General features: G+C 59.6%; 17 protein-coding genes, 4 tRNA genes and 1 pseudogene. 13 read left to right on the top strand and 9 right to left on the bottom strand.

The window, feature by feature from the left end; all coding sequences use genetic code 11:
* Positions 1 to 20: 20 nt before the first annotated feature.
* The 5 genes from HD842_RS22960 to HD842_RS24555 all read left to right on the top strand — a co-directional run bounded on the left by HD842_RS22960 (position 21) and on the right by HD842_RS24555 (position 4,511).
* Complete coding sequence (locus HD842_RS22960) at positions 21 to 1,163, top strand: methyltransferase (RefSeq protein WP_183558167.1); 1,143 nt, start codon at positions 21 to 23, stop codon at positions 1,161 to 1,163.
* 62 nt (positions 1,164 to 1,225) lie between these two features.
* Positions 1,226 to 1,302: transfer RNA gene (locus tag HD842_RS22955), tRNA-Met, on the top strand.
* A gap of 77 nt (positions 1,303 to 1,379) precedes the next feature.
* Complete coding sequence (locus HD842_RS22950) at positions 1,380 to 1,613, top strand: hypothetical protein (protein WP_183558164.1); 234 nt, start codon at positions 1,380 to 1,382, stop codon at positions 1,611 to 1,613.
* Positions 1,614 to 1,640: 27 nt separating this feature from the next.
* Positions 1,641 to 3,050 carry an ATP-dependent RNA helicase DbpA gene (dbpA, locus tag HD842_RS22945; RefSeq protein ID WP_183558161.1) on the top strand — a complete coding sequence of 470 codons (1,410 nt, stop codon included), beginning with the start codon at positions 1,641 to 1,643 and terminating at the stop codon, positions 3,048 to 3,050.
* A 1,254-nt stretch (positions 3,051 to 4,304) separates the two neighbouring features.
* On the top strand, positions 4,305 to 4,511 hold the full coding sequence (locus HD842_RS24555) for a hypothetical protein (RefSeq protein ID WP_441899752.1): 207 nt from the start codon (positions 4,305 to 4,307) through the stop codon (positions 4,509 to 4,511).
* 310 nt (positions 4,512 to 4,821) lie between these two features.
* Here HD842_RS24555 and HD842_RS22940 read toward each other — a convergent pair whose 3' ends face one another.
* The 3 genes and pseudogenes from HD842_RS22940 to HD842_RS22930 all read right to left on the bottom strand — a co-directional run.
* The gene (locus HD842_RS22940; protein WP_183558158.1) at positions 4,822 to 6,249 is read right to left on the bottom strand and encodes a hypothetical protein; all 1,428 of its coding nucleotides are present in this window, start codon (positions 6,247 to 6,249) and stop codon (positions 4,822 to 4,824) included.
* Between the two features lie 9 nt (positions 6,250 to 6,258).
* Entirely contained in the window at positions 6,259 to 11,211 is a 4,953-nt protein-coding gene (locus tag HD842_RS22935; RefSeq protein WP_183558155.1) for an AAA domain-containing protein, read from the bottom strand.
* Positions 11,212 to 11,476: 265 nt separating this feature from the next.
* Positions 11,477 to 11,746 (bottom strand): annotated as a pseudogene (locus HD842_RS22930) (ATP-binding protein); the annotation flags it as partial.
* Positions 11,747 to 11,890: 144 nt separating this feature from the next.
* On the opposite strand from HD842_RS22930, the gene HD842_RS22925 reads away from it, so the two are divergent.
* The 4 genes from HD842_RS22925 (at position 11,891) to HD842_RS22910 (ending at position 14,939) form a co-directional block, all read left to right on the top strand.
* Positions 11,891 to 12,046, top strand: coding sequence for a hypothetical protein (locus HD842_RS22925; protein WP_183558609.1), 156 nt, complete (start codon positions 11,891 to 11,893; stop codon positions 12,044 to 12,046).
* Positions 12,018 to 12,578, top strand: coding sequence for a hypothetical protein (locus tag HD842_RS22920; protein ID WP_221290814.1), 561 nt, complete (start codon positions 12,018 to 12,020; stop codon positions 12,576 to 12,578). Before HD842_RS22925 ends, HD842_RS22920 begins: the two co-directional genes overlap by 29 nt.
* Positions 12,579 to 13,149: 571 nt before the next feature.
* Positions 13,150 to 14,451 (top strand): PEGA domain-containing protein, encoded by a 1,302-nt coding sequence (locus HD842_RS22915; RefSeq protein WP_183558152.1) that lies wholly within the window; start codon positions 13,150 to 13,152, stop codon positions 14,449 to 14,451.
* Positions 14,448 to 14,939, top strand: coding sequence for a TssQ family T6SS-associated lipoprotein (locus HD842_RS22910; RefSeq protein ID WP_229424893.1), 492 nt, complete (start codon positions 14,448 to 14,450; stop codon positions 14,937 to 14,939). Before HD842_RS22915 ends, HD842_RS22910 begins: the two co-directional genes overlap by 4 nt.
* Positions 14,940 to 14,943: 4 nt before the next feature.
* On the opposite strand, the gene HD842_RS22905 is transcribed toward HD842_RS22910, so the two are convergent.
* On the bottom strand, positions 14,944 to 16,536 hold the full coding sequence (locus tag HD842_RS22905) for an amidase (protein ID WP_183558149.1): 1,593 nt from the start codon (positions 16,534 to 16,536) through the stop codon (positions 14,944 to 14,946).
* 175 nt (positions 16,537 to 16,711) lie between these two features.
* Between HD842_RS22905 and ilvD the strand changes: the two genes are divergently transcribed.
* Positions 16,712 to 18,577 (top strand): dihydroxy-acid dehydratase, encoded by a 1,866-nt coding sequence (gene ilvD, locus HD842_RS22900; protein ID WP_183558146.1) that lies wholly within the window; start codon positions 16,712 to 16,714, stop codon positions 18,575 to 18,577.
* A gap of 225 nt (positions 18,578 to 18,802) precedes the next feature.
* Here ilvD and HD842_RS22895 read toward each other — a convergent pair whose 3' ends face one another.
* Positions 18,803 to 19,378 (bottom strand): elongation factor P, encoded by a 576-nt coding sequence (locus HD842_RS22895; RefSeq protein WP_183558142.1) that lies wholly within the window; start codon positions 19,376 to 19,378, stop codon positions 18,803 to 18,805.
* A gap of 107 nt (positions 19,379 to 19,485) precedes the next feature.
* The gene (gene earP, locus HD842_RS22890) at positions 19,486 to 20,661 is read right to left on the bottom strand and encodes an elongation factor P maturation arginine rhamnosyltransferase EarP (RefSeq protein WP_183558139.1); all 1,176 of its coding nucleotides are present in this window, start codon (positions 20,659 to 20,661) and stop codon (positions 19,486 to 19,488) included.
* Between the two features lie 359 nt (positions 20,662 to 21,020).
* Between earP and HD842_RS22885 the strand changes: the two genes are divergently transcribed.
* The 3 genes from HD842_RS22885 (at position 21,021) to HD842_RS22875 (ending at position 24,246) form a co-directional block, all read left to right on the top strand.
* Positions 21,021 to 21,929: a hypothetical protein gene (locus HD842_RS22885; RefSeq protein WP_183558135.1), complete on the top strand. Its 909-nt coding sequence runs from the start codon at positions 21,021 to 21,023 to the stop codon at positions 21,927 to 21,929.
* 85 nt (positions 21,930 to 22,014) lie between these two features.
* Positions 22,015 to 22,272 carry a hypothetical protein gene (locus HD842_RS22880; protein WP_183558132.1) on the top strand — a complete coding sequence of 86 codons (258 nt, stop codon included), beginning with the start codon at positions 22,015 to 22,017 and terminating at the stop codon, positions 22,270 to 22,272.
* Between the two features lie 24 nt (positions 22,273 to 22,296).
* Positions 22,297 to 24,246, top strand: a complete 1,950-nt coding sequence (locus tag HD842_RS22875) for a S8 family serine peptidase (protein WP_183558129.1) — start codon at positions 22,297 to 22,299, stop codon at positions 24,244 to 24,246.
* A gap of 80 nt (positions 24,247 to 24,326) precedes the next feature.
* Here HD842_RS22875 and HD842_RS22870 read toward each other — a convergent pair.
* From HD842_RS22870 to HD842_RS22860, 3 genes are all read right to left on the bottom strand, one after another.
* A tRNA-Glu gene (locus tag HD842_RS22870) sits at positions 24,327 to 24,402 on the bottom strand.
* 218 nt (positions 24,403 to 24,620) lie between these two features.
* A tRNA-Glu gene (locus HD842_RS22865) sits at positions 24,621 to 24,696 on the bottom strand.
* Between the two features lie 93 nt (positions 24,697 to 24,789).
* Positions 24,790 to 24,865 (bottom strand) — tRNA-Glu (locus HD842_RS22860).
* Positions 24,866 to 24,912 lie beyond the last annotated feature (47 nt).

Raw genomic sequence — 24,912 nt, 5'->3', positions numbered from 1 at the left:
CCAATAAGAGGGATCAAGCGATGGCACGCATCGAATGGGTCGAGGACGGCGTCGAACGCTCGGCCGTCTGGCGCTCGGAGAGCGGCTGGCCCGCGCCAAAAAAAGTCGTGCTGGCCGACGACACCATGAGCGCTGACGCCGCCTACCGGCTCGCGCTCAACGGCACGGCGCTGCTGTGGCGCGGCGACTTCCAGAACGCCCGCCAGCTGGTGCAGGCGCTCGCGCGCCGGATCGACCACAAGGGCGAGCGGCCACGCCGCGCCAAGGCCGGCAAGGCAGCGCCCACGCCACTCGAAGCCTTCCACCGCCATCGCCTGTCCCAGTTGCAACGCGCCCGTACGCTGGCGATGCTGGTGCTGCCGTTCGAGGCCGACCACAGCATCCCCCTGCGCCGTGCGCCCGATGCGCAGCAGGCGTGCCTCGAAGCCTACGGCCCGGTCGACGCGCCGTATGTCGCTTCGCTGCGTGAGCTGCTGGGCGTGATCGGCGCCCACGAATGGCGCAGCAAGGGCGTCATGATTCCGGCGCTGAACGACCGCATCCACCCGTGGTACGGCGTGTTCTCGCCCGTGCGCGGCGAATACGTCGAGCTGGTCGCCCAGGCGCCGCTGCCTGCCGGCGCGCAGCGCGCATTCGACATCGGCGCCGGCACCGGCGTGCTGTCGGCCGTGCTGGCGCGGCGCGGCCTAGCCGTGCTGGCCACCGAGGTCGACCCGCGGGCGCTGGGCTGCGCTCGCGCGAACATCGAACGGCTGGGCCTGGGCACACAAGTCGAGATCGCGCAGACCGACCTGTTCCCGGAAGGCCGCGCGCCGCTGGTGGTCTGCAATCCACCGTGGCTCCCGGGCAAGCCGAGTTCGGCGATCGAGTATGCGATCTACGATCCGGACAGCCGCATGCTGCGCGCGTTCCTGGCGGGCCTCGGTGCCCATCTGGAGGCAGGTGGCGAAGGCTGGCTGATCATGTCGGACTTTGCCGAGCACCTGGGCTTGCGCAGCCGTGATCAGTTGCTTGGATGGATTGCGGCGGGCGGCCTGGAAGTGATCGAGCGCCACGACACGCGGCCCGTGCACCCGCGCGCGACCGATGCCGACGATCCGCTGCACGCGGCGCGCTCGCAGGAAGTCACGTCGCTGTGGCGCCTGCGCAGCAGCGCCATTTGAGGGATTTACCCCCTCTGCACGTCGCGCATTGCATATTGCTGCGCAGCGCGCTATAATTGCGCTGCGGGGTGGAGCAGTCTGGCAGCTCGTCGGGCTCATAACCCGAAGGTCACAGGTTCAAATCCTGTCCCCGCAACCAATTCAATACAAAAGCCCGACTCACAGAGCCGGGCTTTTGTTTTCTATGGCAACAAAATGCAACCTCGAAGGCAGAGGATGAGAGACAAGAAAGACCACGCAACGTTCGACCTGCCTGGTTTCGAGCCGGCAGCGCCGCTCGATACGGTCACCGAACCCAAACGCACCGGCCCTCGTCCCCGCCGCAGCTCGCTCAAGCAAGAACAACTCTGCCTGATCGACGAAACCGACAACTCCGGCCTGCCTGTCTGGCGCCGCGACGACAAGCTCGACCTGACCGGCCTGCCGGTCTGGGCGCCCGATCCCCAATAGCGTCGGCCCTGCCGGCTGGAGGCTTCCATGCAATCCGATTCGTTTACCTCGCTGGCCCTCACGCCGCAATTTCTCGCCAACCTGACCACCCTCGGTTACGACCACATGACGCAGGTGCAGGCGGAAACGCTGCCGTCCGTCCTGGCTGGCAGCGACCTGATCGCCCAGGCCAAGACCGGTAGCGGCAAGACCGCCGCATTTGGCATCGGCATTCTGCACAAGCTCAATCCGGCATGGTTCGCCATTCAGGGCCTGGTGCTGTGCCCGACGCGCGAACTGGCCGACCAGGTTGCCGGTGAACTGCGCCGGCTGGCGCGCGGCGTGGGCAATGTCAAAATCCTGACGCTGACCGGCGGCGTCTCGATGCGCCCGCAAATCGCCTCGCTCGAGCATGGCGCGCACATTGTCGTCGGCACGCCGGGCCGCATTCGCGACCACCTGGGCCGCGCGACGCTCGACCTGGCCAATGTGCAGACGCTGGTGCTGGATGAAGCCGACCGCATGACCGACATGGGCTTTTACGACGAGATCGCGGGCATCGTGTCGGCCACGCCCAAACATCGCCAGACGCTGCTGTTCTCGGCCACCTACCCTGACGATATCCGCTTTGCCACGCAAGGCTTCCTGCGCGATCCGCTGGAAGTGAAGGTTGAGGGCAAGCACAGCTTCGAGCAGATCGACCAGCGTTTTTATGAGATCGGCTTCGAAGGCCGCGAAGATGCGGTCGGCCGTCTGCTGCGCCATCACCGTCCGGTGTCGGCGCTGGCCTTCTGCAACACCAAGGCGCGCTGCCGCGAACTGGCTGACGCACTGCAGGCGCAGGGCTTTTCGGCGCGCGCGCTGTACGGCGAACTCGAACAGAGCGAACGCGATGAAATCCTGGTGCTGTTCGCCAACCGCAGCTGCTCAGTACTGGTGGCCACCGACGTCGCCGCGCGTGGCCTGGACATCGCCGACCTGGACACCGTGATCAACGTGGACGTGTCGAAAGACCCCGAAGTCCACGTGCACCGCATCGGCCGTACCGGCCGCGCCGGCGGCAGTGGCATGGCGCATACGCTGTGCGCGCCGAACGAAAAGAAATGGGTTGGCCTGATCGAGCAGTACCAGGACCAGCCGGCCGTATGGGAAAGCCTGGCTGCGCTGGGCGGCGACGCCGAACTGGCCGAACCGGCGCCGATGGTCACGCTGGTGATCGCCGGCGGCAAGAAGGCCAAGCTGCGTCCGGGCGACCTACTGGGCGCGCTGACGGGCGACGCCGGTCTGACGAAAGACCAGGTCGGCAAGATCAATATCGGTGAATTCAACAGCTACGTCGCGCTCGAGCGCAGCGTGGCGCAGGCCGCCGTCAAGCGCCTGGGCGAAGGCGAAGCGCCGGGACCGGGCTTTGGCGTCATCAAGGGCCGCTGGTTCAAGATGCGTTTTCTTGACGCCTGAACGGTTGCGCGGCAACGCATTTGCTGCGCAACCTGCCTGGGCGGGCGGGGGGGTGGGGAAGGCCCTGCCCTCACGGGCAGGGTGGGGATGGATGGGGGCCAAAGCAGCGAGGTAAGGGGCCGCTGTATCTAGCCCGTTCCGTCGTTTATCCGCAAGCAAGCCCCCCTCACATTTCAGGGGGGCTGAATTGGGGATTGAGGAACGGGTGCCCGCGGCCCGTGCTCCCCACATGAAGTCAGGCGCCAGGTGCGCCAGATTCACAGCGTAAGCGGCGGCTCAAGAGGTGTGACAGCGGGGCGTGCTGGCACTGCCCTTGACGGCACCAGGCGCCGGCTGGAAGAACCGCGGCCGGCTTCACAGCACAAGCGGACGCTCAAGGAGCATGACAGCGCGGGGTTCGCTGGCGCGACGCTTGAAGCGGGTTGTCTCCACTTCACGATGTCGTTTGCAGGATAGGAAATAGGAGCCGGGCAGCTGCCGCAGCACGTCGCCGAGCGCTCTGCGCGCTGGAGAGTAGCGGAATGCCACTTGGCCGAGCCGAAGGCCTAAACCCATGCTTTTCGGGGCTCGGTTTACGAGAGGTAAGGGTTTCGGTCCAGACGTTGATTCTCGCTTTGGATATCACGAATAGCCTCATGCATCCACGCCCTGCATCGCGACAGCAAGCGGTCCCTTACACGCCTTCGACAGTGCGAGCCAATTTTTCCAATAACTCCACGGAAAAACTATACGGTTATATGGATGGGCGCGAGATAATGAAAGTGTGTCGCAAGTATCCACCAGAATATATGAGATAAATCTTGCCTATCCGCGGTGACAATGTAAAGATGCAAAAATATCAACAACTTGGGCAAGCGCTTTGCCTTCACACATGCACACTACAGCTAAACTAGTTCGCCAACGCCGTGGCACCTGGGCTTCCAATTTCTTCAGCAACCTCGCCTTAGTGACAGTGCTCGGTGGCGGATGGCTCAAGGATCAAGGCGTCGGAGGCACATTTACCATGGTGCTCATGCTAGGCGTGGTCCTACTAGCCATGGCGCTCGCGAGTGCGCTGGTACCAAAGAAGTTCCGCAAGCCGATGGCAGACCGTATCAGTAGCGTCACAGGTGTATTGCTATTTCTCGCTTCGATCGTAATCGTTCTGCTTATATAGCCACAGCAGCACAACTGTCTGGGAGTTTTGTTGCATCGTCGAGGAACGACAACAATCATTCAGCAGGTGCACGCACAATCGACGCGACCAACGTGGTGATGGCGCAGGCCAATGGCGGTGCCCGTGACGAAGCCTCGTTATCCGACTTGACGGCCGGTACTGGCGAGATTGATCTTGAAGCGAAACTCGTCACATACGGTAATGCGCCAGGATACCGCGACATGGCATTCACTTTCGATCCCCCCCCCCGATTAGCGTCGACGCTGTGCGCCTGCACGTACATGCGAAAGACTGCGCAAGCATAGTCGAAAACATCTTACATGCTCATCGCTTCGCTTAGTCTGAAGAAAGGCCGATCGACAAGCGGGGAGGAGAAAGGCACCGCCATGAATCAACGCTGCACCGCGTTGAAGTTTCGCCCGGCGCGTAATCCTGCCTGCCATTCATTTGAGCAAGGAAAACTTCTCTCCATGAAAGTTCAGCAATTTCGCAGAGTTGTCCACAACTTAACGCGCAGAAAATGTGGATAAATTCGCTCAGACATGCACCTTAGCGAGCGGAAGATCAGGGCTGCTTTTTCTGCCCTTCGACCCTGACTTTCGCGCGCTAAAGTTACTATCCCCCCCGTCCAAGTTTGGAAATGAGTCCGCAATCGTTAGGTCGTTCAAATCCAGAAGTCGAATCGATATAATCTTGTACGAATTTTCCGATAGAAGTGACGACATCCTGCTCAGCACTGATAAACCCAACTGGAACGCTGACGGGGTACGAATCTCTCAAGGAGACATGATACACCACCACCACAAACTCATTCTCGAAGAGAAGAACTTCTACGCTGCCCCCGAGAAATCCCTCAATTAATCCCCGTGCCTCGGCTCCAGCATCGAACTCCCTCTGCCACTGGCGCGCTGTTCTAAAATCGTCGGGGCCGCCAACCGGCAAATATACAGTCGGCGAATATAGCTTCCTGTCTTTGGTGCTTGCTTTTTCAAACAATTCACTAATCCGCACTTGGAGATTGCTGCTCTTGCCCCAAAAAGGATCGCTTGGTGCAATCCAAAACAGTGGCGTATGCCCCACATCCGCCTTCGTTTCACGCCTTGACTTAATGAGCGGACCCAAGTGCTTCTGGACTAATCCCCAGTTTGCCGACGAGTAGATAGGACCGATGAAACTAGACCTCTTCGTCGAGCTATTAGACTCGATCCTGGCGAGATCTTCGAAAAACTGCATGCTAATGCCACTACCCTTCGCGTCAAACAAATTCAGTGTTTGGGCATCGCCAATTTCCATCATCACCTTTGCAATTTCACCGAAATTGCTAGGCCTCGCCAAACGGTCTAGTTCCAGAGAGATTTGCTCATGGACATAATCTGAGCTTCTCAGCTTTTCGAAGTCCTCGCGCTCAACGTTTCTCCCGCTTTCGTCCATCTTGAACTGAACGGGTAACCTGACGGGCATCTGCTTGATCTTGTTCACCGAATTGACGGTGTAAACATGGGGCGAATCCTTTTCGTCCTGGGTCAGCGACTTCGAAAGGAACCCCTTCTGTAGGATTTCGTGGAATTGACGCTGGAACTGTTTCTCAACAAAGCTCTCGCTGCAGGAAGCGTTCTCATCGGCGACCTTGATCGAAAGCCCGGCCTTCCACTTTTCAGAGAAGTTGTCTTTCCCAAGACAGGAGAAAACTGCCAAATCGAAAGAAAGACAAACGGCGCTGTCGCGTAACAGAGACAAAGTTGGGACCTCCCCAATGTCGCTGAAATAGGATTTTGACGCCTCCGTGAGGACTAGACGACCATTATCAGACAACGTCAATTCCCCGCGGTCGACCAAATCATCGACTGCCTCTTGCACCTCGTTGCGCGAAAAGCCAAAAAAAGTGGCAACCTGCGACCTCGACATCGGCGAAAGATGTATAAGTCGCAAAACGAATTCGCGAACGAACGGCAACCCCTTTTGGGTTACATAGGAAAAATTGATGTTGAAGCGTTGCGCAGGCAACAAAAAGTCAATTTCGTGATAAGTCTTAGCACTTTCCAATCTTGTCCCCTAGCGAGTTTTTTTTGTGGATATGAACTTGTACGAACTAAGATTGTCCATATCATTCATATAGGAAACCACTTGTCCGAGAGGCTTATCCTTGTTATGTGTACGCCACACCTCGGCGTTTCCAACGATCAACAATCGGTCCATGGCGCGCGACATTGCTACATTAATGCGATTGGGCGTGCGCAAAAAACCTGGGCTTTTTCGCTTATCGGAACGCGTTAAGCTCAATATAATGATCCTATTTTCTTTTCCCTGATAGCTATCGACAGTATCGATTTTCACGAGCGCTTTGAAGCCTTCGCTCCATAGTCCTTGATTAAATTTTTGCCTGATCAAACGCTTTTGTTCGGCGTACATACAAATGACGCCAATCAGTGCATCATCCTTGTCCTTAAGATTCGAGAGGTCGGTTAAGAAAGGGATGTTCTCGGATATCTGTTTTAGAACATCGATCACCTGCTCTGCTTCACAACGGTTATAGATGCTGACCCCACGATCACTTTGATGATGAGCTTGATCACCGAGCGAAGATGTGTCAAGCCATGTCACCACCGACTGAAGAGCGTCCGGCGCAGTCGCATAGATGTCAGGAATCGCGCGGTCCCCATTATTCAACATCCCGCTGTAAAACGTATGCGAAACCAAATTACCGATAGCAGGCGCCATTCGATATTGCGTTAACAACGTTGCACTCGCCCGTTTCCCATATTCAGAATTAAACGCGCGTGCAAAATCGCTGCGCAAAACTTCATCGATTTCGATGTGCTTGTCGTTGATGCCAAGTCGGCGTGCCAAGGCAGCCTTATGCGCGTCAGAGTATAACGGGGGAAGTTGCAGGTGGTCGCCCACCAGGAGGACACGTTTCGCAGATTGCATTGCAATTGCCAGCTCGCTCGCGATGGAACGAGCAGCCTCATCAATAATTACGAAGTCATAAATATTGTCGTGAATGCCGATATGCCCCTGCCCGATCCCGACACATGTGCCCGTTACAAGTTGCCTCGAACGGGCGTAAAACTCGTCACAGTTAACTTTTTCCGCCGACAACGCATCTTGGATATCACGGCATATTCGAGCTAGTGCCCGAACCCTCTTCGACTCGCTTGGGCGAACACCATACTCCGTGCAAAGCTTCTCAAGCAGCATCGTTTTCGCTGCGGAAAGGTCGCTTTCTCTTGAAAGTGCAATCCCGTAATCAGTGTGGAGCTTGGATCGAATGGTCTCATCCAGTTCAACCGCGATCGGCTTCAGTGCCTTAATATCTTCGTCGTCGCCGACTTTCTCGAAGCTCTTGAGGAGTGATTCCAGATGATCAATTTGCTTGAACAACTTCAATTCAGCTTCAACTACCTTTGAGATAAACGGCGCTTCAAGGCCTAATGCGCCCGCTAACGCTTCAACGCGGTACCGAACTTCGGCGTTGAACAGCTCACGCTTTTCTGAGGTCAATGCATGGGAATAGACGTCCTTCAGGCCGTGCGAAACCGCTCCTTCACGATTGCTAAACCTGACAACTTCAAGCGAGGTACCTAACCTTCTGCAGTGCTTCCTTATGCGCTCCGCGGCCGTGTTCACGGCTTCGTGAGACTGGCTGACTAACAAAATTTTTCGAACATTTAATTTCTCGATAAGAAAATGGACGAATGCTGCAATAAACTCAGTCTTTCCTGTTCCCGGCGGGCCCTGCAATAAAGACAATGGACCGTTGTTCAAGAGTTTGGTAAATGCCTCGCGTTGTTGTTCGTTGAGGCTGATCTTATTTCCGTGCTGATCTTCACGATCGTACCTTGCGAAGTCGTCTTCAGTAATCGAAATATTGTATGCAGTCGCGTCCTCATGACAGGCTGGATCGAACAAATCGAGAAGATTCGGCAACACTCCCTCTCTGTCGAGTAGCCTTTCAAGGGCAGCCTTCCGCTTACGATAGGAAGCCCTGTCTTGCTTGGTCCTGAAGAAGACAGAATCGCCGTCTTTAAGTCCGTAAGCAGTACTTCTCACCTTACTGAGCCTGACCTCGTTCAAGGCCGATTTTTTTAGAACGACCTCGCCAATGATCTTCTCTCCACCATCCTGATCTATGAGAAGTGCGTCAACTTCATCTGTACTCGCAAAAGTGCCAAGAGGATCAACATCTGCATTATAAGGAAGTATCAATTCTGAATCAGACTCCAATGGCTTGATGGACGTACCATTCAATTCAATATTGGGACTTGACTCGGTTTCGGTCGCGAGGATTGCGCGCCACAGGGCCTGAGTCGAAATATCGACGATGATATCCGAGCGATCCTCCCCCACCGAGGCTTCGGCCTTTTCAAAAACATCCTTCAGCTGTTGGCTCAGCGCGGATTCGTCGATTTCCTGCGGAAGAATCTCAACCATCTCGATTGCGCGGTGAAATGCCTCATCGTCGCGAAGATGTTCAGACAAGGCAGAAAGTTGCATGGGTCGACCTGGCTTGATCCGAATTGCAATACTGATTTCAAACTGACTTTCCTCTGCAGTTCTAAAATAGACATCAGATCGGAGCCGCGGTGCGGCACTTCCGACAAAACATCGGTGTTCCTTACTGTAGAAGGCTACAAACGATCCGCCAACTCCGGTAAACGTAACCGAATAGTCGCCCTTCCCTTGTTTCGCTGCGTCAACCTTAACGTACAGATGGCCGTTGTCCGGCAAGATTGTCACTTGCTCGCTAGCATTGGGAAGGGTAATTTCAACAAAATGCTGTTCTTCAGATTTCGACGCTGTCGTCAGTGCCTTCGTAAACCGCCCAAGATCTTTAAAACCGAATTCGACATCATCAAGTTCTGACCGAATCGCATCGGCAATGCGAGGGTAGGGGCTAGATTCCTTTCCCCATTCCAATCCGAGAAGTTCGCACGACATACGGAGTACCGCAAAGATATCGCGTTTCTCGGGAGTGCTTGAGTCAATATTTTCTGGACTATAGCGATGGTTACGTACTTCGGTCGTATTCTGAGAAAAGTCGGGAATGTCTATCAGGTATAAATTTCCATCCTGACGGCTCAGCATCACGTTCCCCGGGTGAAGATCGCCGTGTGTCAGCCCGAGGCCGTGCAGATGTTCGACCGCAACGATCAACTTACCAATAACGGCCAACTTTATGGATTCTGCGAATTCTGCCTCGGCCCAAGTCGTTCCGTCAATTACGTCCGTTACCAAGTACATGCTACCCGACCGCGTTGCAAGCCCATATTCCCGAATACACGGCAGGTAAGTAGGGTTGACTGTCCCAATCTTGTCCAGGCGTTTTAGAAAAGAAAGAATGCGGAAGTTAACTATTGGGCTATCGCCCTTCCCCCCAACATTTAACCAAGCCTTAACGAGCCGACCGTCCGAAAAGTACACCTCTTTGTCGTCAGTCGAAACCAAAAACTCGTCGTGATCAGGGAAACGCCGAGTATGGTGGATTGGATGGCGATAGGCTTCAAGTTCTGAATCGTCGAACGTTGGAATTGAGTCGGCTTGCGGTTCTGCATTTTTCAGGCCATGAAAAAATGATGACGCGTCTTTAAATTTCCCTGTCACCGCCTCCAAGAGAATACCGGCATACCACTCGCTGCTAGAAAGCATCTCGTCCTGAATTTTTTCAAGGCTTTTTGGAGACATGCGTTGTGCAGTTAGCAAGTGCCAAGCTACAAGGCCGAGCGCATGGACATCCTGCTGGAACGGGGTTGTTGATATCCCGTCCAACATTTCTTTGACCTCTACAGCACCAGCGGACAGGCTGCTTCGGTAATCCCCAACCGTACCGATCGGTTGGTGATAGGCAGAAATAAAATTAGAGAGCGCAATCTCCTTGGAGGGAGACAGCCATAGGCTATGATCAGCAATGTCCCGATGTGCAATCTTTATAGCATGTAAATCGGCGAACTTTGCTATAAGCAGTTTCGTGAGATTAAGTCGGTCAGTATGGCTAAATACTTGGCCATATTTCCCAACAAACTCGTTAAACCTAACGTGCCCAGGCGGAACTTCATACACTTCGCTATATTGCGAGGTGACTTCATCCTTTTCGAAATTAGTAAGAGAGCGCAAACAATGGTTATAGAGATCTCGATTATGGTGATTCACAAACTGCAGCACTTCGCGTTCGCGGGACACGATCTCGGCTCGCCCCTGTGATGTTAGCGCCTTTTTCCCCTCAAGCTTGTTGAAGTTCCAAACTCGTAGTAGAGCCTCAGAGCTTTTTGATATTTCCGAACTAGCTAAGTACTCTTTGTAAACATGGTTTGGATGTTCAAAAACGGCCTCGACTGCGGTGAATCCTCCAATTCTAAGGGCTTTTGGCGACGTATTGCCACCCAAGAAAAGTTCATCAAACAGTGCAAAGTCCTGATTCAAAACCTTCGCATTTGGATGAGGCCGGAAGTGCTTGTCGAATACGCCTTTGTCCGAGAATGTCAGGAAGTCCTTCAAGGACAAAGTGTGTCGAAGCTCAACTTCCGGAAGTTGACTGAAATCGGCGTTTCCAGTCATCACAACGAAATAATCGACAAAGGGAACGTATCCCTTATTTGTGAATCGTTGACTTAATTTTTTTAATTTATTCGTTAGGGTGTATTGCTTGCTCCTAGTAACGCTTACAGGCGAGCGCCCCATGTTCTTGTCACCTTTGAACCACACGTCGCCATTGGCTGTGACGGGAGCATGATTCCAGTCCTTCAACTCTACAATAATCACGTTGCAGTGAGTGACGAGCACAAGATCAAACTCCCCTTCTTTTCCTTTTGAGTCGACGAAGCGGAACCCTGCATATCCCTTCCAAGGAAACATATCATGTCGACCGAGCTTATTCTGCAACTGGTCTTTCAGCGACCCACCCCGCACTTTTGCGTCGTCGATCGGTACGTCGGTAAACGTGGTTGATAATACTTTAATAGCGCTGATCTCTTGCTCTTGAAGGCCGCCATCCCATATTTCGATTTTCAAGTTTCGCCTTTTTCTATGATAGGTCATTATTGCCGTGTGTATAAGTCTATCCTACAAATGTTCACACTGTACTTATCGCGACCCTGGTTGGTCACAATTTTTTCCATGTATGTGCCGGTCAGGTTCCCAACGAGCGTGGAGGGCAGTAATCATGGCAGCGGTAGTTTCGCGCGCGAAAGAACGACGACAGCAAAATTGCCTCAGAGCTATCGATATTTCCCATTAAATCAGCAAATCATCCATAGTTGACGTAGAAAGTGCGGATCTCTGCGAAGCTTAGGTTGGTAGTAACGATGACGCTGGTATGCTCGTACAGCTTGAACAGCACGTGGAACAGCTAGGCGCTGGCTTGGCTAAAGGGTAGATACCCGAGTTCATCCAAGATGGCCAGACCCATCCGCTGCCACGGCACTCTGTCGACCTTGCCGTCGCGCTTCTCGCACTTAAGCACATTAACTTGGTCGAACGTGAAGTTAAAGCGCACCGGCTTGCCCTTGGCGGCGATGCGGACGACGACGACGGTCGCGAACGCGGTTTACGCACTGGTCAAGTCCGCGCTCGCCAGGGTGCGCAGGGAACTCGAAGCCGTTGATCCCGACGGCGAAGCGGCGCGCGTGACGATCAAGGACATCGAGCAGCGTCGACTAGCCCGCACGTCTTCCGCCACACGTTCGGCTCAATCGCCGTTGACAAGGACATGCCCCTCAATGTAGTGCAGGAGATCTTGGGGCACGAGGACTCGGCAACGACGGCGATCTACGTCAAGGCGCGCGAAAAGCGCCTGGCGGCGGAGGCGGCCAGGCTGTATGGCGAACCGGAAGATCCCAAAGCTTGACAGCGTCGCGTATGATGTCGTCAAGAAATATGCGGAGACCGCCGTGTCAAAAAAATATGCCCTTCCCGCCTTCCTCGATGGCACAGTCAACCAGGCGGCGTACCAACGCTGGCTCGCACACAAGGCGCAGGCCCACGTAAAGCGGGACCGCAAACGCGGCAACGCCGCCGCCATCGGCGAGGCGTACCGCGTGGCCATCCACGCGGCAGTCGCTGCGGGCGGTGGGCGCGATGCTTATACAGGAGAATTGCTCGACTGGTCTTTGCTGAGCCGCTACGACAACGTCGAGTCGGCCGAAGGTGGCCGCACGTACAAGCACGGCTTCGCACGACTCCCGACGGTTGACCACGTCGGCGACGGATTGGGCCCGGCCGACTTCAAGATCTGCGGCTGGCGCGTCAACGCTGCCAAGCACGACCTGGACATCCCGGCCTTCCTCGGAGTGTGCAGGGCGGTCCTCGAACACCATGGATTCACGGTCATCCCGCAGGTTGCCCGTGCGACAGACACCGCCACACTAGAGGCCGCATGAGCAACCCAGTTTCCATGACGGCCGCGCTCAAAGAGCGCCATTCCCCTGCCAGCGGCATCGGTGCTGCAAATGATGCAATGGGCCGGCCTGATAGAAGACATCGAATATACGTCCTCGTCCGAATCAGGCGAGATTAAGCACTTCCTGCGCCTGACCGAACGGGGCCTAGCATACGGCGTCAACCTAGCGCACCCTGTGAGCAAGGCAAACCGAAGTAGCCATCTATCTCTCCCGGATCCGGGCCATCCTGCGCCAATGCCACGGCGGCCTCGGGCGCTACATCGAAATGAACGTCCCATCAGGCGGCTGTTGCAGATCGGATTTGAACAGGTAGGCAGCTGGCACCTACGCAGCCAAGAGCTGGCCCTCGAGTTGACCAGGATGAACGAGCAGCGCAATGTCCTATATGCGTTCGTACAGGATGCCTCCGTGCTATACGTCGGAAAGACAACTACTACCCCATCTGCCGCGCACGCTTAAGATGGGGGTACCGTCTTCCCCACAAATCTGGCATTATTTGCAATAAATAAACATTCGTTCGGCCCGCGCAAGCGGCGACCGGCAAGATGCCATGAACCCCAGCACGCCCCCGCAGCAACTCGATGGCCGCACAGTCCGCGATATCGTCGAGTACAACCACGAGATAGTCAGCGAGCCATGGTGCCGCCGCATCATCCGTCAGGTGCTGCAATCGCTCGAAGTCCAGTACGGCATGAACGTGCCGCATCGCCGCATCACGCCCGACAGCCTGCATATCCTCGAGGCTGGCGACCCGATGCTGGTGCCTGGCTACAGCGAGTTGCCCGACACCGCCGTGCCTGCCGATTACGAAGCGCGCGACCTGTACGACCTGGCCGCCGTGATGCATTACGCGATTTCGCAGGAACTGGCACCGGTCGCGCAGCTGCGCACGCTGGGCCTGACTGACTACAGCGAGGGCTTTCTTGCGGCGCTCGACCGTTGCCTGTCGCCCGATCCCGCCGTACGTCCGCAAACCATCGAGCAGATGCGCGGCCTGCTGGGCATTGCCGTCATCGCGCCCAAGCCCGCCATCTCGCTGCCACCGATCGACGACGAGCCCGTGACGCCGGTCATGCCGCTGCCAACGCCAGCGCCTGCATTGACGCCAGCCCCGACGCCAGCACCGCCGCCGACGCCAGAACCTGTCCGCGCGCCTGAACCAGTGGTGGCGCCAAAGCCAGCGCCGGCAGCGCCAGCCCCTTCCCCCGCTCCCGCTCCCGGTCCGCTCCCGATGCGCGCTGCCGCCAATGCATCGACGCCGATGGCGCCCGCAGCGGCCCCGGTCGCTGCCCGGCGTACCAGGACACGCTGGCCGCTGATCATCGGCGCCATCGTCCTGATCCTCGCCGCGCTGGCCGCCTTGTTCGCACTGATGCCCCAGGCTGACCTGAGCGTCATGAAAGACAGGTCTGCGCTGCCGGCAACGCCCGAGGCACCTATTCCGGCAGCTGCCCCGGCGCCGCTGGTCACGCTTGCCGAAGAACCGGCGCAACCCGACGCACCGGTCATCGACGAGACCGAACCGCGCGCAGCCACGACTACCCCGCCGCCGGCCAAACCGGACGTCGCCGTGCCACCGACCGCGGTGCGTCTGGCGCCGCAAGGCACGCCGCCCGAAGCGGCCATCGCCGGCACCACCTATAAACTCCTGATCCAGCCGTGGGGCACGATCGTCGTTGACGGCGTCGAGCGCGGCGCCACGCCACCTTTGAAGCACATCACGCTGCCGCCGGGCGAGCACACGATCCGCATCGTCAATCCGGGCTTTCCCGAGCACACCGTGACCGTGCAATCGGTCGAGGGCCAGAGCGGCACGATCGAACTTGATTTCACCGAGGAGAAAACGCCTTGAGTATCCGTTTCATGAAACACCTGCCGGCAGCGGCGCTGATCGCCGTGATGGCGACGGGCTGCGCCGAATTCGGCCCGGCACTGGGCGGCAAGGAAGCTGCGCGCGCTCACCCGCGCGCCGACGATGCGCGCCCGCGCGCCGAACGCGCCCAGCGCGCAGACCGCACAAACCGCCCCGCCGCCGGCACCGTCGACCGCAGTGATGTCGCGCTGCGCGAAGGCATCGCGCTCTACAACGATGGCGACTACAACGGCGCAATCCGGCGCTTGACGAGCGCCGACATGAAAAGCGGCACCCCACGCGAACGCCTGTCAGCCGCCAAGTACACGGCGTTCAGCTATTGCGTGAGCGGGCGCCAGGCGCTGTGCCGCGAGACGTTCGACGCCGCCTTCCGGCTCGATCCGGCCTTCGACCTGAGCCCCGGCGAACACGGCCATCCGCTGTGGGGCCCGGCGTTCAGTCAGGCCAAGCAGGCGGCACGCCGCTAGTAATTCAGGTGCCCACGCGCGCCCGGTAGGTCGGCGCGCGGCGGCGCCGGCTGGCCTGCTCGTAGGCATACGCCATCCCGATCAGTGCCGGCTCGCTCCACGCGGTGCCAACGAACGACAGCCCGACCGGCAAGCCGTGGATGAAGCCCGCCGGCACTGTGATGTGGGGATAGCCGGCCACTGCCGCGGGTGACGAAAAACTCGCGCCGTAATGGTCGCCGTTGACGGTGTCGGTCAGCCAGGCCGGCCCGCCGGTCGGCGCCACCAGCGCGTCGAGCTTGTAGGCGCGCAGCACCTGGTCGATTCCCTTGTCGCGTGAGTAGCGTTGGTTGTTGGCCAGCGCCTTCACGTAGTCGCGCGCCTGCAGTCCACCGGCGGCCTGCGCCGCGATCAGGTGCTCCTGACCGAAGAACGGCATCTCGCGCGCTGCATTGCGCAGGTTGAACGCGATGATATCGGCCATGGTCTTGACCGGCGCATGCGGAGCGTACGCCGCCAGCCACGCTTCGAGATCGGGCCGGAATTCATGCAGCAGCACGGTCAGTTCGGACGCGCCGTACTTGTCGGTATTGGGCACCGTGACATCCACCAGCACCGCGCCCTGCGCCCTGAGTACGCCCAGCTCCTTCTCGATCAGCGCGTTGACACCATCGTGCCCGCCAAAAAAGTCACGCGCCACGCCAATGCGTTTGCCGCGCAAGCCATCCTTGCGTAGCGCGTTCGCATAATTGATGGCGGGCGCGCGCGCCGTGGCGCCATCCTGCGGATCCGCGCCGGCCAGCGCCGCCAGCAGCAGCGCCGCGTCGGCCACGCTGCGCGTCATCGGGCCGGCCGTGTCCTGCGAATGCGCGATGGGAATGATGCCGCTGCGGCTGACCAGACCCAGCGTCGGCTTGATGCCAACGATGCCGCAAGTCGATGCGGGCGAGACGATGGAGCCATCGGTTTCGGTGCCGACAGCCAGCGTGGCCAGGCTGGCGGCCATCGCCGAGGCCGAGCCGGAACTCGAGCCGCTCGTGTTGCGGTCGAGCGCATATGGATTGCGTGTCAGGCCGCCGCGCCCGCTCCAGCCGCTGGTCGAGCGGGTCGAGCGCATGTTCGCCCATTCCGACAGATTCGTCTTGCCGAGGATGACCGCCCCGGCATTGCGCAGGCGGGCCACGATGTGAGCATCGCGCCGGGCCTTGACGCCGTCCAGCGCCAGCGAGCCGGCCGTCGTGCTCATCTTGTCGGCGGTGGCGATATTGTCCTTGAGCAGGACCGGAATGCCGTGCAGCGGGCCGCGCAGCTTGCCCCCCTTGCGTTCGCGGTCACGCTCGCGGGCGATCTCGAGCGCATCGGGATTGGTTTCGATGACCGAGCGCAGCCGTGGACCAGCGCGGTCGACGGCCGCGATACGGGCCAGGTAGCGAGATGCCAGCTCGTGCGCCGTCAGCTTACCGGCGCGCATGGCTTGCCCCTGTGCGTGGACGCCGGCCTCGAGGATGGCGGCCGGCGCCGTTCTTGATGGCGCGGCATGCGCCAGCACGCTGGTGCCAGCAACTGTGCCCGATACCGTGCCGGCCACGCCCATTCGTACAAAATCCCTGCGCTCCATGCCTATGTACTCCGTCAAATGGCCAAGCAATAGCATAGCAGCAACGCGTCCGGCGGATTGTCCAGCTGTGATAGGTGAAACGACTCACAGAAGAGCCGATCATATATTGGACAAATCCAGTGCCAGCGGTCACCCTGATCCAATCATTGTTTTTGCATTATTCTGGGAGATTGCCATGCCGACTTACCGTTCACACACCACGACCCAGGGTCGCAATATGGCAGGCGCCCGTGCCCTGTGGCGCGCTACTGGCATGAAAGACGGCGATTTCGACAAGCCGATCATCGCCGTGGTCAACTCGTTCACCCAGTTCGTGCCGGGCCACGTCCACCTGAAAGACCTGGGCCAGCTGGTCGCGCGCGAAATCGAAGCGGCCGGCGGCGTGGCCAAGGAATTCAACACCATCGCGGTCGACGATGGCATCGCGATGGGCCACGGCGGCATGCTGTACTCGCTGCCCTCGCGCGACCTGATCGCCGACTCGGTCGAATACATGGTCAACGCGCACTGCGCCGATGCGATGGTCTGCATCTCGAACTGCGACAAGATCACGCCCGGCATGCTGATGGCCGCGATGCGCCTGAATATTCCGACCGTGTTCGTCTCGGGCGGCCCGATGGAAGCCGGCAAGGTCATCAAGGTCGTGAACAACGAGCGCAAGGTCATCAAGCTCGACCTGATTGATGCGATGATCAAGGCCGGCGACGCCTCCGTGTCAGACGCCGACGTGGCCGAGATCGAGCGCTCGGCCTGTCCGACCTGCGGGTCGTGCTCGGGCATGTTCACGGCCAACTCCATGAACTGCCTGACCGAGGCGCTGGGCCTGGCGCTGCCGGGCAACGGCACGATCGTCGCGACCCACGCCGACCGCAAGGAACTGTTCCTGCGCGCCGGCCGCCTGATCGTAGAAACCGCCAAGCGCCACTACGAGGAAGATGACTACTCGGTGCTGCCGCGTTCGATCGCGACCAAGACCGCATTCGAGAACGCGATGGCGCTCGACGTGTCGATGGGCGGCTCGACCAACACCGTGCTGCACCTGCTGGCCGCCGCGCACGAAGCCGAAGTCGACTTCACGATGGCCGACATCGACCGCATCTCGCGCCTGGTGCCCTGCCTGTGCAAGGTGGCGCCGATGACCGACAAATACCATATCGAAGACGTGCACCGCGCCGGCGGCATCTTCTCGATCCTGGGCGAACTGGCGCGCGCCGGCCTGTTCGACACGTCGCTGCCGACGATCCACAGCCCGACGATGGCAGCGGCCATTGAAAAATATGACATCGCGGTCAGTACCGACGACGCCGTGCACCAGTGGTTCCGCGCAGCGCCGGGCGGCGTGCCGACCCAGGTGGCGTTTTCGCAGGCCGAGCGCTACGAAAAGAACGACCTCGACCGCGCCGTGGGCTGCATCCGCGACCGAGAACACGCGTATTCGAAGGATGGTGGTCTGGCAGTCTTGTACGGCAACATCGCCGAAAAAGGCTGCATCGTCAAAACGGCCGGCGTGGATGAAAGCATCCTCAAATTCTCGGGCAAGGCGCGCGTGTTCGAGAGCCAGGACGCGGCGGTCGAAGCGATCCTTGGTGACAACGTCGTGGCCGGCGACGTCGTCATCATCCGCTACGAAGGCCCGAAAGGCGGACCGGGCATGCAGGAGATGCTGTACCCGACCTCGTACATCAAGTCCAAGGGCCTGGGCAAGGCGTGTGCATTGTTTACCGATGGCCGGTTCTCGGGCGGTTCGTCGGGCCTGGTGATCGGGCATGCGTCACCCGAAGCGGCCGAAGGCGGCGCGATCGGGCTGGTACAGGAAGGCGATATGGTCGACATCGACATCCCCGAGCGCACCATCAACCTGCGCGTGACGACCGAGGAACTGGCGCACCGCCGCGCGGCGATGGACGCGCTGGGCGCGGATGCGTGGCTGCCGCTGGGACGCGAGCGTTATGTGTCGCAGGCGCTGCAGGCCTATGCAGCGCTGACCACGTCGGCCGATCGCGGGGCGGTGCGGGATCTGACGCAGTTGCGCCGCAGGTAGGGTTGGTTGGTACAGCTGGCTGTAGGGTGGGCGGCTACGCCGTCCACGCGTTCAAACCAAAACGGCGCTGTGTTAAATCGCGTGGTTCGATGGGCTTGATTGAACGCGTGGACGGCAAAGCCGTCCACCCTACGTCACCGCATCATCCAATGTGGTACGAATTGGTTTGCCCCGCCCATGAAAAAACGCTGCCAAGGCAGCGTTTTTTCATGGGGAAACCCGTGCTTAGTTACGCACGACTTTCTTGTACTCGTTGGTACGGGTGTCGATTTCGATCATGTCGTCGCCGCTGACGAACAACGGCACCATCACGGTGTGCTGCTTGCCTTCGATGGCGTTTTCGATCTTGGCTTCTTTCAGGACGTTGCCCGACGTGTTGCCCTTGACTGCTGGCTCCGAGTACACGATCTGGCGTGCGATCGTGGTTGGCAGTTCGACCGAGATGGCCTTGCCGTCATAGAACACGGCTTCGCATTCCATACCGTCTTTCAGGTAGTGCAGCGCGTCGCCCAGGTTCTCTTCTTCGATTTCGAACTGTTCGTAGTCGGCGTCCATGAAGACGTACAGCGGATCGGCGAAGTACGAGTAGGTCACTGGCTTCTTGTCCAGCACGACGACGTCGAACTTGTCATCGCCACGGAACACGTTTTCCAGCGGAGCATTGGTCAGAAGATTCTTCATCTTCCACTTGTAGGTGAAGCCCGTGCGGCTCGAGCCGTTGACGTCGGAACGCAGCACGATGAACGGCTTTTCATCAACCATGATGATGTTGCCAACACGAATTTCTTTTGCGGGTTTCATAGATATTTTACGTAAAAAGATAGTTGCATTAAATCATCGCCGGCTGGTGGGCCGAAGGCCCCGGACCTGCGTTTGATCGTCGGAATCCGTTAGAAACTAACCGGGCATTATACGCGGTTTTCCTGGGCAAACCGCAGATCGCGCACGAAATCGAGCAGTTGCGTAACCAGATCACCCTGCGCGAGCACTGTCTGGCACCACGCATCGGCCTGCGCTGCGATGTCGGGAAACGTGGCGTCGAGGGCATTCCAGGCGGCGCGGTGGTCGTCCACTGGCTGCGCACCGTTCCAGCCGAGCATGTACGCCACCAGTGCCGGCGCCCCTCGCGCGTACAGCGCCAGGAACGCGCGCAGCTTCTTGTGGTGCAGATTCTCGTCCTGCGGATAAATATGCCAGACGAAAGGGCGACCGGCCCATTGCGCGCGCACCCACGAATCTTCGCCACGCACGAAATTGACGTCGCAGGCCCACAGTAACAGGTCGTAATCGGCCTGGGGCAGGAATGGCAGCACGCGCACGGTCAACTGGCCATGGGTTGCGCTCGCACCGGCCACTGGCGCGGTACCCAGGAAGGCGCTGACCTGCCCTGACGCGACGCCTTCCGGCACCAGGCACAGCGTGGGGGTGGCGCCGCCCCGCCAGGTGTCGAACAGTGCGGTTACCGGCGCGTCAAGGTAGCAGAACAGCGACACCTTGCGCCCTGCTGCCTCGGCCGCGGTCACGCCGAACCGGGCTAGGAAATCGGTCACCGCAGCGCCATCCTGCTGGAACGCACGACGGCGCGCGTCCAGCCCCGCTTCGTGCAGCAGCCCGCCGGTACGCGCATTAAAGCCCGGGAAATAGAAATGCTTGGTCAGGGGCAGGCGCGGATGCATCGACGGCAGGCGGTGGCAGCCCTCGACCCAGTCCTCGGCCGTCAAGCCCTCGTAGTTCAGCCAGACGGGGCGCGGCGTGCGGGCAGCCATCGCCCGCTGATAATCCGGCGGCAGCTCGCAACCGAAGAACTCGATGACGACATCGGGGATGTCGCGCGCGTCGAACTGGCCATCCTGATCCTGCCAGTGACGCACTGTGACACCTTGAATCGCTTGCTGCGCCGCTGCCGGATTCACTTCGGGGCAGATGCGCCGGAAGCTGACCAGGTCGTCGACCCACAGCGTGACCGCCAGCGCATGCTCGTGGCACAACTGGCGCGCCAGGCGCCAGCAGATCCCGATATCCCCATAGTTATCGATTACTTTGCAGAAAATCGCCAGCGACGGCGCGGAGGAAGACAGGGACATGGGTGCGGGCGGCGCCGTGATGCGCAGAAGCGGGGGTCGTCATTTTACCCGACTTTACGTGGTGATTTTTCTCAAGCTCCAGTGCGCATTGCGAAGAAAGTTGGGCCTTTTTGACGCGCGTCTGCGCTACCGCAAGGCGCGATTTTAACGTTGCCCACATCGCCACAAGAGCAAAACTTCACCGCCAGGCACCGGTCGAACGCCTACCTGCAGGAAAAGCAGCCTCGAAAGGCCGCCATCCTGCCCTTACCTCGCACCACCGGTCATGCCGGGGCGCGAATCATATGAACACGGTCGTTTGTGGCAGGCACCTGATGTAAAGCCGGCTCAGCGCGACCGATCAACCGGAGGCTAGCACCATGAATGAATTTCAACAGCAATTTGCTCAACCACAGTTTGCACCACAGGGGCTGGGCAGCATGTTCGGCGGCGCGCTCGGCGGTGTCATCGGGCGTGGCATCGGCGGCTGGGTCGGCCACAGCGGCACGGGCGGGCGCATTGGTGAAATGGCTGGCAACTTCCTCGGGAACCTGTCGCCATTTGCGGCCGATCCCTCCGCTGCCATGGGGGCGCAGCCGCAGATCGATCCGCAACAGCTGCAGCAGTTACAGCAGCTGCAGCAACTCCAGCAACTTCAGCAACTGCAACAACTTCAGCAGCAACAGCAGCTGCAACAGATGCAGCAGTTGCAACAACAGGGGCAGCTGACACCGCAGGGCGGCTTCTTCGGCAATCTGATCAGCACAATCGGCAAGCCCGCCGGCGCCCTGGTCGGGCATGTCACCGGCAATCGTCACCTCGGCAACATGATCAGCGACTATTCCGGGTATGGCCGGATGCTGCCACTCGGCGCCGATCCGCAGGCGCAGCAACAGGCACAGCCGCAAACACCAGTGCAACATCCGCTGGTCCAGCTGCAGCAACTGCAAGCCCAGCAACAGCAGCTGCAGCAACTGCTCGTGCAGGTGCAGCAACAGGCCGCGATGCTGCAACAGCAGATCGTGCAGCAAGGCGGTCAACTAGCGCCGCAGGGCTGGATCAGCAATGCGATCACCCAGTATGCACGCCCGGTCGGCGGCTTCATCGGCGAGCAACTGGGCAACCAGGGCCTGGGCGCCGCGATCGGCGGCGTGGCGGCGCAGCTCGGCCGTTATATCCCCGCATCGGCTGATCCGTATGGGCAGCAGTTCGGTGGCCAGCTCGGTAGTCCGCTCGGTGCCCAGTTCGCCGGTCAGCAAGCGCAGTTCGGCCAGCAAACCGTGCACTGAACCATCACCCACACCTCACCATGACACACAGCCAGGTCACTGCCGGCAGCTGCCTGCAGTGATCTGGCGCCGAGGAGTTCCCGCCATGCCGGCTTCCCTGCCCCCTGCTTCTCCCGGCCGCTACATCGTGCGTGCTGCGAGCGACGACAACGAACTCGTCCGGTTCCTGGCGACCCTGAGCGCCGAGCCCGGCGTGCAGGTCGTCGACCTGATCGGCCCGTCGTCCGGCCCGCCGCACACGGCAGTCGTTGAAACCGACGCGCCCACTGCCGAGCGGCTACGGCAGCAGACTCTGGACCAGTTAACGATCGAACCCGACCAACCGCTTTCGCTGTCCGACTGAGCGGCGCCGGGCAAAGGACCCACTATGGCCAAACAAGCAAAAGGCGGTGCTGCCGATCCGCAGCAGACGCCCAACGAGTTGCATGACGGCGCCGCAGACGCCCGTGCCGATAACAGCAGCAGCCCTGCTCCGCTGCGCGGGCGCCCGGTCACCGAGCGCAAGAAAAAATACCTGGTGGCGCCGCGAGCCGTGCTCGGCGCATTTGGCACCAGCAGCTGGATGACGCCGCTGGGCCTGTCAGCGGTGCAGCAGGCGCTCACCGCCATGCCCGATATCGACGTGGTCGACACCATTGCACCGCGCGCAGGACTGACCACGGCCGGCTTCGGCCCATCGTCGATGGGCGACGGCGCCGAAGGCATCGTCGTGGCGCGCATGACCGATCAAAAAGCGGGCGAACTGCTGCAGCGCGGCCAGGGCCAGTTGCTTGTCGAACGCGACCAGCATCTCGCACTGCTCGACCCCATGCTGCGCCGCCCCGATCTGGTCAGCTCGCTCACGCCCTACCAGGGGCCGCAGTGCGAACTGTTGCTGGCGGTCGTGGGCACCGACGGTGCGCCGCTGCCCGAGGTCGAGGTCTCGCTGTTCGGTGGCGTGCTGCCCAGCACAGCCGTCACCGGCGCCGACGGCGTGGCGCGCCTGCAGCTATATGGCGACGACGCACATATGATCAGCGGCCTGTATGTGAAACCGCGGGTCGATTACTGGAGCTTCTACCAGCGCGATCCCGACCTGAGCCTGCAAGAGGCCAACGTCGTCATGCTGCGCCCCTTGTCCGAATGGCCGGCGCTGCGCGGCCTGCCGCAGCAGAATGCGATGGGCTGGGGCGCGCGGGCCATGCGCCTCGACCAGGTGCCCCAGCATTATCGGGGGCGTGGCATCAAGGTGGCGATCATCGATTCCGGCGCCGCCACCACGCACGGCAACCTGAACGCCATCCACGACGGTTTCGACGTCATCAACAAGCGCACCGACCGCAGCACCTGGAATGTCGACACGCTCGGCCATGGTTCGCATTGCACCGGCGTGATTGCCGCCACCGATCCGGCCTGGGGCATCCGCGGCTTCGCGCCCGAGGCAGAAATCCACGTCTGCAAGCTGTTCCCCGGCGGCCAGGTCAGCCAGCTGATCGACGCGCTCGAATACTGCATCGAGCAAGGCATCGACATCGTCAACATGAGCCTGGGTGGCTCGGCGCCGTCCGAAGCGCTCGAGCGCCAGATCGTGCGCGCCAAACAGGCCGGGATTGCCTGCATTGCCGCCGCCGGCAATTCGGCCGCTGCCGTGCAATATCCCGCCTCGTCGTCGCATGTGCTGGCCGTTGCGGCCATCGGCAAGATCGGCGAATTCCCGGCCGACAGCTACCATGCCGAAACCATCGGCACCGACATCGACATGTATGGCTACTTCACCGCGCGCTTCAGCTGCTTCGGGCCACAGGTTGATGTCTGCGCACCCGGTGTGGCCGTCGTGTCGTCGGTGCCGCCAAATAATTTCGCCGCATGGGACGGGACATCGATGGCGGCGCCGCATGTAACGGGCCTGGCTGCACTCGTGCTGGCACACAGGCCCGAATTCGGATCGATGGTGCAGGCGCGTTCGCCGGAGCGGGTCGAACGTCTGTTCCAGGTTCTACGGATGAGCGCGCGCCCTGTCACGCTGAGTGATCCCAACCATATTGGCTACGGCTTGCCCGATGCGCTGGTGGCGCTGGGCTTGCCTGCGGCGCAGCAAACGATGCCGTGGCAAACCACGACAGCAGGCTTCGGTGCGCCGGTTGGCATGCACGGGATGGCGTCGCACGATAGTGGATGGCTCAGCGCGGCCGGGGTCAGCATGCAGCATCAGGGCATGCAACAGCAGGGTATGCAGCCACAGGGCATGCAGCCGCAGGGTATGCAACAGCAGGGCATGCCGAATCAAGGGCCGGCGTTGCCTTATCCGTTCGGCACGCTGCGAGTGTCCGGTTGGTGAAGTACAAAGCGCTGCGCGACACTGTCGCAGACGAAAAAAAACCGGAGCCCCACTGTCGTGGCCGGCTCCGGCTTTCTGTCTGGCGTCCCCACGGGGATTCGAACCCCGGTACTCACCGTGAAAGGGTGATGTCCTAGGCCTCTAGACGATGGGGACCTAAAACTGGTGCTGCATATTACCAACTGCGTGTTGCCCGATGCTGCTGACTGCAAGGCAAAACATCACAACACTGTCGCAACCTTCGCATACCGTCACAACGACGATTCTGCGATCCTACTTTACAACCAAACCATTGTGCACACAAATGCGGCGTCACAATAGAAAAACCGGAGCACCTCTCCGCGCAAGCGCGTTGGTCTACCCCGGTTTTAAACTGGCGTCCCCACGGGGATTCGAACCCCGGTACTCACCGTGAAAGGGTGATGTCCTAGGCCTCTAGACGATGGGGACCTAAAACTGTTTTGCTCTAACGAGCGCACTGCAACTACATGATGCTACTGACTTCGATGCGCCGCCGCTGGCGCGGCACATCTGCCAAATTCTTGGCGTCCCCACGGGGATTCGAACCCCGGTACTCACCGTGAAAGGGTGATGTCCTAGGCCTCTAGACGATGGGGACCCTGGACTTGCTAAAACCTTTACTGCGCTTGCTTTACTACTACTGCG

The sequence above is a fragment of the Massilia aurea genome (assembly GCF_014200505.1).
Classification (GTDB): domain Bacteria; phylum Pseudomonadota; class Gammaproteobacteria; order Burkholderiales; family Burkholderiaceae_D; genus Telluria; species Telluria aurea_B.
Note: the sequence above shows the minus strand (reverse complement) of the source record. Positions and strands in the feature narration are given on the sequence as shown.